This is a genomic window from Pseudomonas sp. 21LCFQ010 (genome assembly GCF_024129905.1).
Lineage (GTDB): Bacteria > Pseudomonadota > Gammaproteobacteria > Pseudomonadales > Pseudomonadaceae > Aquipseudomonas.
The window spans coordinates 140,528-153,447 of record NZ_JAMYDZ010000011.1 but is presented as its reverse complement, the minus strand read 5'-3'; the positions used below and the strand labels follow the sequence as shown (position 1 = coordinate 153,447).

Below are 12,920 nucleotides of genomic sequence, written 5' to 3'. Positions count from 1 at the left end.
TCGCAGCGGCAATGCCGCCTCTGCGCGTTTTGTGCAGGGCCGGTAAAAATGGAAATTTCCATTAATTCAAGCGTTTGAATGTTCTGAAAACAAATGTTTCAAATGTGCTTGCAAACTGCCATCCATGACCATGATGATGCGCCGTTCGCAAGTCGGTAATTGTTGACTTGCTCCCCGGTTTTTCTTCGCTACGCTTGGATTTCAGGTGCAATGGGGCAAGAAATTGCCAGCGCCTGTCGGGCATTGCCAACCTTCAGGGTCGCTCTGAGGCAGTGTCTCCTGACGCAACAGGATGTGCTAAACCCTTACATAGCGTGCGTTCAATGCCGCATGACTCAATCGCAGCGATTGTCGTGCAGTAAGTTCAGGGATGCCTGGATCTTTGCAGTTATCAGGAGAGGTTGCAGTCGATGCGTTTGAACATGCCGGTTACCCAGAACGAAAGAACCTTTTCTGCCAACGAGCGTTTAATCTCCACCACCGATCTAAGCAGCCACATTACCTACTGTAACGACGCGTTTGTCGCCATGAGCGGCTTTACCCGTGAAGAGTTGATCGGCCAGCCGCATAACCTGGTACGTCACCCCGATATGCCACCATCGGTGTTTGGCCATATGTGGGAAACCATCAAGCAAGGTAAACCTTGGATGGGGGTGGTCAAGAATCGTTCCAAGAACGGCGATTTTTATTGGGTGAGTGCCTACGTCACGGCGGTGTACGAAAACGGCCGCATTACTGGTTATGAATCGGTACGCTCGCTGCCAACCCGCGATCAGGTGCGCCGTGCTGAAGCACTGTATGCCCGCCTGAGGGCTGGAAAGCCGGCCGTGTCGAGAACCGGTAGTGCGGTTTACCACCTCAGCCGCCAGTTGCCGATGGTTGTAGCCACCCTGATTCTGGCTGTGGGTACCTACTTGCTCGAGGACACGCCGTTCGTGTTCTTGTTGTTGGCGGTGCTGGTGGGGCTGGGTGGCTATCTGGAGATTCGTCATCGGCGTGGCCTGCAGAAAACCCTCGATGAGCACCCCAAGGCGTTCACCAGCGCGCTGGTCGCCCTGACCTACAGTGATAACCGCGGCCCGCAAGCGCAACTGGACCTGGCGATGATCAGCGAAGAGGCCCGCCTGCAAACGGCTCTGACCCGGCTGGTGGACACCGGCGAGGGGGTCAAGTCGCGTGCCGGGCAGTCGGCGCAATTGTCGGTGCAACAGGCACGCTCTCTGGATCAGCAACGTAACGAAACCGAACAGTCGGCCACGGCGATCAACCAGATGGCCGCGACGATCCAGGAAGTCACGCACAACGTGCAGAGCACTGCCCACGCCGCTGAAGAGGCCGACAAACTGGCCCAGCAGGGTCGCAACCTGGCCGACGAAAGCCTGCTGGCGATCCGGCACATGGCCAACTCGGTCAATGAAATCGGCCACGCCGTTGGCGAGCTGGCGGGTGCAACGCAATCGATCGGCAGTGTGGTGGACGTGATTACCTCGATTGCCCAACAGACCAACCTGCTGGCCCTCAACGCTGCGATCGAGGCGGCTCGTGCCGGCGAACAGGGCAGGGGCTTTGCCGTGGTTGCGGACGAGGTGCGTTCGCTGGCGTCACGTACTCAATCGTCCACCGAGGAAATCCAGAAGATCATCACCTCGTTGCGTGATGGTGCCGACCGCGCCGTCGCCACCGCCAGCCGCGGCGAGCAGAACTCCCAGGAAAGCGTGGCCAGCGTCGAGGCCGTCCAGCAAGCTCTGGATGGCATCAGCAAGGCTGTCACACGGATTACCGGCATGAGCCAGCAAATGGCCTCGGCGTCGGAAGAGCAGAGCCATGTGGCCGAGAACATCAGCCAGCAGATCACCCGCATCGCGCAACTGTGTGACCAGAGTGCAGACCAGGCGCAGCAAGGGTCTGCGATCAGCCGTGAGCTCGAAGAAATGGCCCAGTACCTGCACAGTCTGGCGGAGCGGTTCAGTCGTTGAGGTCATGAGTGAGGGGAGGTCTTGCGGCCTCCCGGTTCACAGGCGGTCCTTGGCGCAGCTGTTATTGATCCGCGATCCACGACGCATAGCCGTTGGTGCTCCCCGCATGATGGGTCCAGATAATGTCGCGGTAACTGATTGCCAGATGCTCCTGCGGCTGACCGTCGCTGTGCAGCAGTGCATGAGGCATGTCCTGGGTCAGCTCACGAATCAGTCCGCCGCGAATCTCGACGGTGTAGAACTTCTCCTGGGTACCGCGCGAGGAGGTGCGGTAGAAGTCGATCATGCAATCGATCTGGTCTCGATTGGCCAGCGCCTGGCTCAACAGCGGGGTTGATTTGTCGACGTGCTTGGTGATGTACACCGGTTGGTGTGTGGCGTGGCGGGCGTTGTCGAGGTTGGCCATGTTGTGGGTGAAGGCCAGCACCATGATCTTGTTGGTGTGGCCGCTCTGGTTTTTGCCGCCCAGTGACTCCGGGGTGCAACAGCCGTTGGACATGAAGCCTTGCTTGTCGCTCTTGATGGTCATGTAACCGCAGTTGGCCATGGTCGCCCTCCTTGATAAATGGAGGGGCAGTGTATTTTTTGGCTCCCCGGCGATATGTAGGACGTTTCCGAAATTTCAGTTGGTTTAGCAGGCAAGAACAGCCTGCGGATGCTGACGGCTCAGCATCCGCAGATTCAGGTCTTGCTCAGTAGCGAATCATCACTGATTTAAGCTCGGTGTAGTCATCGATAAATGCCGAGCCAAACTCGCGGCCGATTCCGGAAGCCTTGATTCCGCCAAAGGGAACGGCCGGGTCGAGCAGGGTGTGCATGTTCACCCATACGGTGCCGGCCTCAATGCGTGGCACCATGCGCATGGCCTTGCCCAGGTCGTTGGTCCACAGGCTGGCGCTCAGGCCGTATGGGGTGCTGTTCATCAGCTCCAGCAACTGCTCCTCATCGTCGTAGGCAAGGAACGTGGCGATCGGGCCGAAGGTTTCTTCGCTCAACAGGGTGTCGCTCAGCGAGTTGGCGAGGATTACGGTCGGCTCTACATAAAAGCCTTCGCGTTCGATCAAGCGTCCGCCGTGGACGATGGTGCAATTTTCTGCACGAGCGCGGTCGAAGAACTGGCCCAGCTTCTGTTGGTGAATGCGGTTGGTCACCGGGCCGAATTCAGTGCTTTCATCCAGCGGCGAGCCAATCTTCAGCGCGGCCAGGCGCTGGCTGAGTTTGTCCATCAACTCATCGATGCGTTGGCGCGGAGCAAAGAAACGTTCACCGGCGGCGCAGATTTGCCCTGAGTGTAAAAAGCCCGCTTCGATGGCGCCGTTGACCGCTTTGTCGATGTCGACATCGGCCAGAAACCCCACCGAATTCTTGCCGCCCAGCTCCAGCGTCGCGCGGGTCAGGTTGGCGCCCAGCGCTGTTCTGCCCACGGCGATGCCGGTGGGCACGGAGCCGGTGAACGATATTTTGTCGGTGCCGGGATGTTCGATCAGCGCCTGGCCGACCTTGCCCAGGCCGGTCACTACGTTGAGTGCGCCGGCCGGCAGACCGGCTTCGATGCCCAGCTCGGCGATACGCAGAATGGTCAGTGGCGTGAACTCGCTGGGTTTGATGATCACGCTGCAGCCGGTGGTCAGGGCCGACGCCAGCTTCCAGATGGCGATCATCGTCGAGAAATTCCACGGCACGATACCGACCACCACGCCCACCGGCTGACGCAGGGTGTAGGCGGTGTATTGCTCGCCATTGAACGAAGGCAGCGACGGGGTGATGGTCTGGCCGGTGATTTTGGTTGCCCAGCCGGCAAAGTAACGCAGGAAGTGCGCGGCCTGGCCCACTTCAAAAGCGCGGGATATCTGAATGATCTTGCCTGACTGCAAGGTTTCCAGTTGAGCCAGTTCCTCACCGTATTGCTCCAGCAGGTCGGCCAGTTTGAGCAACACGGCGCTGCGCACCGCCGGGGCGGTCTGTGACCAGACCTTGAAGCCCTGACGGGCCGAAGCGACCGCAGCATCCACATCGGCCTCAACGGCATCGCTGACCCGCGCGATGACTTGGGCATTGGCCGGGCTGACCACCTCGATCCGTCCGCTGCCCTGGGATGGCTGGGGGCGTCCGTCGATGAACAGGCCATGGTCGCGGTCCAGAAAGGTACGGACCTGGGGGAGCAGTTGAATGTCGGACACGAGCAGTACCTCAGGCAGAAAACGGGCAGAAAAAGCGTGAACCACGCGTATTGCCTGAGGGTAACCAGGCGCGGTCAGACACGCTTGATCAGGGCTGACCAGCGCTTGTCTGTGCGTGCCAGCGACTGGGTGGCTTGAGCAGTGGGCCGGCTATGAAAAGTACAATCTTCCATCTGGAAGGTGCATTTTCCGCATCCGACGCCAGACCCATACTGGCGCTGTGTTCGGCTAACCGGCCTTTGACCTGAAGGTCATCAACGCTGGGTCAGGCCGCCGGAAAATGTCCAATAATAAGCAGAGCCCCCTCATGAAAAAGCCTAATCCCCTGCTTGAAGACCTGCGTGCGATCCTGCCGGCCATTGCGGCCAATGCCGCTCAGGCAGAAAAAGACCGGATGGTGCCCGCCGAAAATATCGCCCTGCTCAAAAGCATTGGCCTGCATCGGGCCTTTCAACCACGTCCTTATGGCGGGCTGGAAATTTCCCTGCCGCAGTTCGGCGACTGCATCGCCTTGCTGGCCGGCGCCTGTGCCAGCACCGCCTGGGCCATGAGCCTGCTGTGCACGCACAGTCACCAATTGGCGCTGTTTCCGGCCCGCTTGCAGGAAGAGATCTGGGGGGCAAATCCTGATGCCACCGCCAGCAGCAGTATTGCCCCGTTTGGCCGAACCACTGAAACCGATGGTGGCGTGCTGTTCAGTGGTGAAATGGGCTGGAGCAGCGGCAGCGATCACGCCGAGTGGGCGATTGTCGGTTTCCGTCGTCAGAACGCCGAAGGCGGCCAGGATTACTGCTTTGCCGTGTTGCCGCGCAGCGATTATCAGATCCGTGACGACTGGTACGCCGCCGGCATGAAAGGCAGCGGCACCAAGACTCTGGTGATCGACAACGTGTTTGTGCCTGAGCACCGCATCCAGAAAGCCAAGGACATGATGGAAGGCAAGTCGGCCGGGTTCGGCCTGTACCCGGACAGCAAGATTTTCTATTCGCCCTATCGCCCGTATTTTGCCAGTGGCTTCTCGACGGTCAGCCTGGGAATTGCCGAGCGCATGCTTGAGGTCTTTCGCGACAAGACTCGCAACCGTGTGCGTGCCTACACCGGTGCGGCGGTAGGGGCCGCGACCCCGGCGCTGATGCGCCTGGCCGAGTCGACCCATCAAGTGGCGGCGGCGCGGGCCTTTCTGGAAAAGACCTGGCAGGACCACGCTGAGCACGGTGAGCGCCATGAGTACCCGTCCCGCGACACGCTGGCGTACTGGCGTACCAACCAGGGCTATGTGGTGAAGATGTGCATCGAGGCCGTGGATCGACTGTTCGCTGCGGCCGGCGGCACGGCCTGGTTCGAAAGCAACGAGATGCAGCGACTGTTCCGTGACTCGCACATGACCGGTGCGCATGCCTACACCGACTACGACGTCTGCGCGCAGATCCTCGGTCGCGAGTTGATGGGCCTGGAGCCGGACCCAAGCATGGTCTGACGGACCCTGTGATATCGGCAGCCGAGGCTGCCTGATGCGCCCGATAACCTTATTCGAATCAGGGCAGCCGCTGGCGGCTGTCCGGGAGTCTTGCATGTCTGAACCAAGCGCAATTGCCGTTAACCCTGCTCTGGACCCCCGTGCATTTCGCCGGGCGCTGGGTAATTTCGCCACCGGTGTGACGGTGGTCACCGCCGCCACCGCTGCGGGTCACAAGGTCGGGGTGACGGCCAATAGCTTTAACTCGGTGTCGCTGGACCCGGCGCTGATTCTCTGGAGTCTGGACAAACGCTCGACCAGCCATGAGGTGTTTGCCGAGGCCACCCATTTTGCGGTCAATATTCTGGCTGCGGATCAGATCGAGCTGTCCAACAACTTCGCCCGGCCACGCGACGACCGCTTTGCCGGTATCGCCCATGAGCCGGGTGTCGGTGGTTCACCGTTGTTGCTCGATTGCTCGGCGCGTTTCGATTGCCAGAAGTATCAGCAGATCGACGGCGGCGACCACTGGATTCTGATCGGCAAGGTGGTGGCCTTCGATGATTTTGGCCGTTCACCGCTGCTCTACCATCAGGGTGCCTACTCGATGGTGCTGCCACATACCCGGATGACCAGGCGTGAAGAGGGCCAGGCGCCGAGCAGTCACTTTCAGGGCCGTCTGCAGCACAACCTGTATTACCTGATGACTCAGGCCTTGCGTGCGTATCAGGCCGGCTACCAGCCTCGCCAGTTATCTACCGGCCTGCGCACCAGCGAGGCGCGGATGCTGATGGTGCTGGAAAACGATGCCGGCCTGAGCCTCAATGACCTGCAACGAGAGGTCGCGATGCCGGCCCTGGAAATCGACGAAGCCGTCGCCAATCTGCGCCGCAAGGGGCTGGTCTGTGATCGTGACGAGCGGGTTTGCCTGACCGCCAGCGGCGTGGATGAAACCGAGGGCCTGTGGAGCATTGCCCGCGAGCAGCAGGACAAGGTATTCGGTGCGTTCAGCGCCGAGCAGATCGCGACCTTCAAAGCGGTGTTGCAGGCGGTGATTCGCGGCTGAGCAACTGGCGGGGGGCTGGCTGGCAGGGTGATGCAAATCGCCTGGCAGCCTTGCACATGCGAACCCCGGCGATTCAAGGCCTGATGGCAACGGGTGTCTCTCACGTCCGGGGTGTCTGATGTTTTTCAATAACAACAAATGGGTCGATGAACTTAACCAGGCCTTGCAACAGTTGGGCAATGGACAGCCCGTGGCACCAGGCGTGATGCAGCGCTTTCCTCTGGTGCAGCAAAACCTGCAGGCAGTCGCGGCGTTACACGCTCAGTGGCGTGCCCGTGAGCAGCAACAAGCCAGCGCGCAGGCCGACGTCGAGGAACGTCTGAGCCAGCTGCGCAATGCTTTGGCGGCGGCTGAGCTTGAGCAGCAGCGGCTGTTGCCACAGCTCAAGGCGCTTGAAGACAGCAACCAGCAGTTGCATGAACGCTTGCACCAGCATCATCAGGAGCAGCGGGTCTGGGAGCTGTTGCAGTCGACCCTCACTGAAGGCTTCTGGGACATTCGCGTGGCGCATGGACGGATCGACGACCCGGCCAGCTTCATGCGCATCTCTGACCCGTTTCGGGCCTTGATGGGCTATGCCGCCAATGAGTTGCCTGATGGCTGGGATGCCCAGGTCGGTATCACTCATCCGGATGACCTGGCGGCAATCATGGCGATCTTTGAACGTGAGATCGTCATGCCCGCAGGCAGCGGAGAGTATGTGTTCGAGTACCGCATGCGGCACAAGACCCGTGGCTATATCTGGTGCCGCGAGCGGGGCCGGGCGATCCGTGACGAGCGCGGTGTGCTGCAACGGGTGATGGGCGCGGTGCGCGATATCAGCGACGAGCGTTCGGCCCAGGCCAGTCACGCGCAGATGCTGGAGCAGAACCAGGCGACTTACGCGCAGATTTCCACGGTGGTCGGGGTGATCAAGGGCATTGCCGAACAGACCAACCTGCTGGCCCTCAATGCAGCGATTGAAGCGGCCCGTGCCGGTGAGGTGGGCCGCGGCTTTGCGGTGGTCGCCGATGAGGTCAAGAAGCTGGCCGAAAGCACCCGCCACGCGACCCAGCAGATCCAGACCATGCTGGTGCGTGATGCGCGGCGTTAGGGGCTAGCTGCAAGCGTGTTCAGTAGCAGCCGGTCGGCGTTCCGGTTGCTCGCGAAAGCGGCGATGAAACCAGCACATTCGCAGTGGATCTCACGCCGCCTTCGTCGATCTGCCGACCAGACCAAGGTCCGACAAGGATCGCGTCGGCCTTGACTGATCAGCATTAACCACAAGCTCGCTGCCGGCTATCAGAATGGGACCGCGACAATCAGCTGGCTGTAGACATTGGTGCCGTTGCCACCGACCTGGTTACCGCCGGTGTCCTGATCCTTGCGCGGTTTGTACAGGCCGACCAGCGGGGTGATGATCAGGTGATCATTGACCGCCCATTCGACATACAGGTCGGCTTCGCGGCCATCGAGGTTGAGCGCCTGGCCGGTGTGCAAGGTCCGGTAGTCAAAGAACAGGGCGCCGATGGTCAGGTTGTCCAGCGGCTTGAGCTTCAGGCCCAAGTGGTGAATGGCGGTGTTGCTGTTGAAGGGGCCGGCATAGTTGGCGGTGACCTCACCCTGGAACCAGGTGCCAAAGCCACGGTTCTGGCCATTGAACATCGAGTCCCAACCCTCGGAGTAGCGGCTGTAGCGGTAGCTCAGGTCCGGGCTCCAGGGCAGATCGGCGAAGGTGTAGCCGGCCTCGGTGTACCAGGCTTGCTCGTGACCTGCGTCCTTGGTTTGCCTGGCGTATTCGAACGAGAAGTGCGCGTTGTCGATGCCTGCATTACCGGCGCCACGCAGGCTGTAGATGTTCATGCCGTCACGCTGGCGCTGAAAGTCACTGGCGTATTGCTTGTCGACGCCCAGACCGTGGATCCAGGTCAGGCCCAGGGTGCCTGGCGCAGCGCTGTATTCCAGGGTCGCGGCGGCCAGTTCGGTATTGGCCTGGGCACGGTTGTCGGACTTGAACCACAACAGGCTGCCATGCAGGCCATCCTTGCCGCCCAGGCGCAATACTGCTGTTTTGTCGAAGGCGTGACGGGCGGCCAGATAGTAGGCGCCGCCGCGGTTCATGTCGCCGTCAGCGATACCTTTACCCAGGTTGATACCGTCGTCGTTGATGATGAAACCGTCGCCCAGGGTAATCACCTGGCGTCCCCATGAAAGATCGACACCATCCTTGCCCAGCACTGGAAACAGGTCACCGGACTTCCAGCCGGCAAAGGCTTCGTCGAATTTTGTCGTGCGCTCACTGCCATTGGTGTAGCCGGCCGCATCGCCGTCGCCCCAAGTGGCCGAACTGACTAGGTTTGCGGTGCCATACAGGCTGCCAAAACCCGCCAGGCCCTGACTGGCGCTCAGCCCGTATTTGATGAACCCCTCGCGCCAGGTCGAACCGCCTGGCGTGCCGTCGTAGTTCTTGCGGCTGTTGAAGTGGCCGTAGACGGCGAGGAAGTTACCCGTCAGTTGGGTGTCTTCATCGCTGTACAGTTCGATGGCCTGGCTCTGACTGACGCCGAGCAGGCTGCTCAGGCCGATGACCAGGGCCAGGGTGTTACGTCGGGTAAAGCGCTCCATGGTGTTGCCCCTTTTTTCTAATGGACGTGGGTTGCCATCAGTTAGGGGTATTGCAAGGCGGCAGGTCTTTGCCGAGCGTGCCAGCCATTTGTATCTGTCCGCCATGGCCTTGATGCTGGCAGGCTGCAACAAAATCGCCGTCAGCCATGGGCAAGACGTTGGGGGAGGGCCGGCGCACAGTGATTGCATGGCGCAGTGCGGCGATCGTCGGCTGGCATCGCTCGACAGGGGAGTGGCGCAATACTTGCCGGCGATTGTTTGCATTGCCTGATCGAACGACTAGAACAGCAGGGGTCCAGCATGTCACTCAACCAACAGCTCACTGAGCATCTGAATCGCGGCACAGTGGGGTTTCCCACCGCGCTGGCCAGTACCATCGGCCTGATCATGGCAAGCCCGGTGATTCTCACCGCGACCATGGGCTTCGGCATAGGCGGCAGCGCCTTTGCCCTGGCCATGATCCTGGCGGTGATCATGATGCTGGCGCAGGCCACCACCTTTGCCGAGGCGGCCTCAATCCTGCCGACCACAGGCTCCGTATATGACTACATCAACTGCGGTCTGGGACGCTTTTTCGCCATTATGGGCACGCTGGCGGCTTACCTGATCGTCCACGTTTTTGCCGGCACCGCCGAGACCATCCTGGCCGGGGTCATGGCGTTGGTGAATTTCGAGCACCTCAATACCCTGGCCGAATCGGCCGGCGGCTCCTGGTTGCTGGGCGTAGGGTTCGTGGTGGTGCTGGGTATCCTCAATGCCTTTGGCGTCAGTGCGTTCGGCAAGGCCGAGATCATCCTGACCTTCGGTATGTGGGTGACCCTGATGACCTTCGGTGTGCTGGGCCTGATCGCCGCGCCGGCGGTGCAGCTCGACGGGCTGTTCGGTGCGTCGCTGGTCGGTACGGACCTGGTGACCATTCTGTCGCTGGTGGGCATGGCGATGTTCATGTTCGTCGGCTGCGAGTTCGTCACCCCGCTGGCGCCGGACCTGCGCCGTTCGGCTCAGGTCATGCCCAAGGCGATGATCCTGGGATTGCTGGGCGTGGCGAGCTGCATGTTCATCTACGGCGCAGCGATGAAGCGCCAGGTGGAGAACGTGGTGCTGGACGCCGCTACCGGCGTGCACTTGCTCGACACACCCATGGCCATCCCGAAATTCGCCGAGCAGGTAATGGGCGATATCGGCCCGATCTGGCTGGGTATCGGTTTTCTGTTCGCCGGTGCGGCGACCATCAACACGCTGATGGCCGGCGTGCCGCGAATCATCTATGGCATGGCGGTCGACGGTGCGTTGCCCAAGGTGTTCACCTACCTGAGCCCGCGTTTCAAGACGCCGCTGTTGTGCATTCTGGTCGCGATGCTGATCCCATGCGTGCATGCCTGGTATCTGGGCGGTAACACCGACAACATTATCAACCTGGTGCTGGCGGCGGTGTGTGCCTGGAGCACGGCTTATCTGCTGGTGACCCTGTCGGTGGTCAGCCTGCGTATCCGCCGCCCGGACCTGCCGCGCGCTTATCGCTCGCCGCTGTTCCCGCTGCCGCAGATCGTCTCCAGTGTCGGCATCCTGCTGGGCATGTGGTTCATCACCCCACCGGGCATGAACCCGGCCGATATCTACGTACCGTTCGGCATCATGCTCGCGGGCACTGCCGCCTATGCATTGTTCTGGACGCTGGTGGTACAGAAGGTCCATCCATTCAAGCCAGCCAGGGTCGAAGACGTACTGGCCAAAGAGTTCGCCAACCAACCAGGCATTCACCCGGAGGCAGCAGCCCGTGATGCTTTCAAGACTGTTTGATGGCCTGACCGCCCCGCGTGATCCGGCCGGTTACCGGCCTGGCGTAACGCTTGAGTGCCTGCGGCGCAACCTGGCGCTCAGCGGCTGGCAGCAGCTTGAGCCGCGCCTGGCGCGAGTGAGCCTTGATGGCCTGATGGTTGAGGTGCGCGAGCGCACCGAGTCGCAATTGCTGATGCACCTGGTGATGAGTGAGTTTGTGCTGCAGGTGCCGGGCGCAAATCAGTGCGCCGGGCGTTATGAGCTGCACCATACCGGTTCGATCCGCCGCAGCGGCTTGCGTTGCCGGCGCCGGGGTGGTGATAGCGCAGCACTCGCTACGCTGCGTCAGGCACTGGAGCTGGATCGGCCGCTGCGTGAGGCCCTGATGCCGCTGGACTTCAAACGTCTGCTTCTGGAGGCCGCTGACGGCCAGTGGACGGTGCGTCTGGAGCATATGGGCGGCAGTGAAGTGGTCAACCGCATGCCTGCGTTTCGTCGCTATATCGCTATCAGCGCAGAACAAAAAACCAGCCTGTTCGCGGCGCTGAATGCCTTGTCCCGCGTCTTGCGCGAGATCTAGGTCGACTGGCACGTATCCTGCCTGTACATGAGTGATTCAAGTGAAGTTGTGTGCTTATTATTAACATGTTATCAATAAGCACATAACAACAAGATTCATCGTGGAGGCAGGTATGAACACTGATCAAATCGCCCGCAATGCCCTTGAACAATGGAATACCCGACTGCGCGCCATCTGTGGCCGCTTCGAGACTGACCTTGCGTTCAATCGCTCACTGTTCATCGGTGAGATCTGCACCTGGACACGCTCCGGTCTGGAGCTGGCCAGCCTGCGCACCAACGCTGGCAATATCGTCCGTCAGGCCGGCAATGCCGATCTGGACAACGACCAGGACTGTTTCCTGGTCAGCCAGCGCAGTGGCTATTCACAGATCACCCAGCACGGCATCAGCATCAAGCTGGCGCCGGGCGACATGCTGCTGATGGACTCGAGCGGCTACTGTGAAATTACCCCGTTCGGCCTGATCGAACACGCCTCGCTGTCCTTGCCGCGCCAGGATGTACTCAAGGGGCTGAAAAACCAGCGGCTGGCCTTCGGCAAGGTGTCTGCCGCCAAGACCTGCGGGCGCATGCTGCATGTGTTGATGGATCAGATTTGCAAGGACACCCGCGATGACGAGGCCGTCGCAACCGATGAGCACGGCTTGCAGAATGCACTGATCTCGCTGCTGCCATCGGCGCTGGAACACAGCGATGAGGCCTGTACCGACTTGAGCGCGTCAGGCAGCGTCAACCTGCGCAGTTGTGTGCAGAAGCTGATCGACGAATCGCTGGGCCAGCCCGGCCTGAACCCGGCAGTGCTGGCGGGGCGCCTGAACATCTCGGTGCGGCATCTGTATCGCTTGTTCGAAGATGAAGGCGACAGTGTGTGCCGTTACATTCAGCGTGCACGGCTCAAACGCAGTGCCGAAGACCTGGCCAATCCTTTCCTGCGCAGCGAATCGATCACCACCATTGCCTACAAATGGGGCTTCACCGACTCGGCGCATTTCAGCCGCTCATTCAAGAAGCAGTTTGAACAGTCGCCCAAGGATTTCCGCAGTGTCAGCCTGACCCATGCGGCTGGCGCGGCGTGAAGCAGCACAACCAAAACCTGGAGCGTTTGCCTCTTTGCGGGAAGGTTTTTATAGTGGCCAATTACCCTTCCTATCGATAGGTAGATTTAGGCGTCGGTAGGCTGTACGGGAGGGGCGGGGGCCATGCCGGGACTCGGCGTAGCCCCGTATGGTCCCCACCGGCATTACTGGCGTGAGCCACTAAAATAGTGATTGGCAGGAAAA

10 protein-coding genes are annotated in these 12,920 nt (G+C 60.6%); 7 read left to right on the top strand and 3 right to left on the bottom strand.

Annotated features, from left to right (window positions below):
• Positions 1–410 precede the first annotated feature (410 nt).
• A complete protein-coding gene (locus tag NJC38_RS15065; protein ID WP_253115451.1) occupies positions 411–1,976 on the top strand; it encodes a PAS domain-containing methyl-accepting chemotaxis protein in 1,566 nt (521 codons plus the stop codon).
• A gap of 61 nt (positions 1,977–2,037) precedes the next feature.
• Here the strand turns inward: NJC38_RS15065 and NJC38_RS15060 are convergent, their stop codons facing one another.
• On the bottom strand, positions 2,038–2,523 hold the full coding sequence (locus NJC38_RS15060) for an Hcp family type VI secretion system effector (protein WP_253115449.1): 486 nt from the start codon (positions 2,521–2,523) through the stop codon (positions 2,038–2,040).
• Positions 2,524–2,668: 145 nt separating this feature from the next.
• Entirely contained in the window at positions 2,669–4,156 is a 1,488-nt protein-coding gene (locus tag NJC38_RS15055; RefSeq protein WP_253115447.1) for an aldehyde dehydrogenase family protein, read from the bottom strand.
• Positions 4,157–4,463: 307 nt separating this feature from the next.
• Between NJC38_RS15055 and NJC38_RS15050 the strand changes: the two genes are divergently transcribed.
• The 3 genes from NJC38_RS15050 (at position 4,464) to NJC38_RS29045 (ending at position 7,771) form a co-directional block, all read left to right on the top strand.
• Positions 4,464–5,633: a p-hydroxyphenylacetate 3-hydroxylase oxygenase component gene (locus NJC38_RS15050; RefSeq protein ID WP_253115444.1), complete on the top strand. Its 1,170-nt coding sequence runs from the start codon at positions 4,464–4,466 to the stop codon at positions 5,631–5,633.
• 94 nt (positions 5,634–5,727) lie between these two features.
• Positions 5,728–6,678, top strand: coding sequence for a p-hydroxyphenylacetate 3-hydroxylase reductase component (locus NJC38_RS15045; protein WP_045489252.1), 951 nt, complete (start codon positions 5,728–5,730; stop codon positions 6,676–6,678).
• Positions 6,679–6,883: 205 nt separating this feature from the next.
• Positions 6,884–7,771, top strand: a complete 888-nt coding sequence (locus tag NJC38_RS29045) for a methyl-accepting chemotaxis protein (protein WP_144403387.1) — start codon at positions 6,884–6,886, stop codon at positions 7,769–7,771.
• Positions 7,772–7,959: 188 nt separating this feature from the next.
• Here the strand turns inward: NJC38_RS29045 and NJC38_RS15030 are convergent, their stop codons facing one another.
• Positions 7,960–9,282 carry an alginate export family protein gene (locus NJC38_RS15030; RefSeq protein ID WP_253115443.1) on the bottom strand — a complete coding sequence of 441 codons (1,323 nt, stop codon included), beginning with the start codon at positions 9,280–9,282 and terminating at the stop codon, positions 7,960–7,962.
• 300 nt (positions 9,283–9,582) lie between these two features.
• Between NJC38_RS15030 and NJC38_RS15025 the strand changes: the two genes are divergently transcribed.
• From NJC38_RS15025 to feaR, 3 genes are all read left to right on the top strand, one after another.
• On the top strand, positions 9,583–11,082 hold the full coding sequence (locus NJC38_RS15025) for an APC family permease (protein WP_253115440.1): 1,500 nt from the start codon (positions 9,583–9,585) through the stop codon (positions 11,080–11,082).
• Positions 11,063–11,641, top strand: a complete 579-nt coding sequence (locus NJC38_RS15020; RefSeq protein ID WP_253115439.1) for a DUF3156 family protein — start codon at positions 11,063–11,065, stop codon at positions 11,639–11,641. The genes NJC38_RS15025 and NJC38_RS15020 overlap by 20 nt, the downstream gene beginning before the upstream one ends.
• A gap of 112 nt (positions 11,642–11,753) precedes the next feature.
• Positions 11,754–12,716 carry a transcriptional regulator FeaR gene (feaR, locus tag NJC38_RS15015; RefSeq protein ID WP_045489267.1) on the top strand — a complete coding sequence of 321 codons (963 nt, stop codon included), beginning with the start codon at positions 11,754–11,756 and terminating at the stop codon, positions 12,714–12,716.
• Positions 12,717–12,920: the final 204 nt, after the last annotated feature.

Coding starts and splice junctions, on each gene's coding strand:
- NJC38_RS15060 (WP_253115449.1), bottom strand. CDS start 2,523: ATGGCCAACTGCGGTTACATGACCATCAAGAGCGACAAGCAAGGCTTC.
- NJC38_RS15045 (WP_045489252.1), top strand. CDS start 5,728: ATGTCTGAACCAAGCGCAATTGCCGTTAACCCTGCTCTGGACCCCCGT.
- NJC38_RS15025 (WP_253115440.1), top strand. CDS start 9,583: ATGTCACTCAACCAACAGCTCACTGAGCATCTGAATCGCGGCACAGTG.
- NJC38_RS15065 (WP_253115451.1), top strand. CDS start 411: ATGCGTTTGAACATGCCGGTTACCCAGAACGAAAGAACCTTTTCTGCC.
- NJC38_RS29045 (WP_144403387.1), top strand. CDS start 6,884: ATGCAGCGCTTTCCTCTGGTGCAGCAAAACCTGCAGGCAGTCGCGGCG.
- NJC38_RS15030 (WP_253115443.1), bottom strand. CDS start 9,282: ATGGAGCGCTTTACCCGACGTAACACCCTGGCCCTGGTCATCGGCCTG.
- feaR (WP_045489267.1), top strand. CDS start 11,754: ATGAACACTGATCAAATCGCCCGCAATGCCCTTGAACAATGGAATACC.
- NJC38_RS15050 (WP_253115444.1), top strand. CDS start 4,464: ATGAAAAAGCCTAATCCCCTGCTTGAAGACCTGCGTGCGATCCTGCCG.
- NJC38_RS15020 (WP_253115439.1), top strand. CDS start 11,063: ATGCTTTCAAGACTGTTTGATGGCCTGACCGCCCCGCGTGATCCGGCC.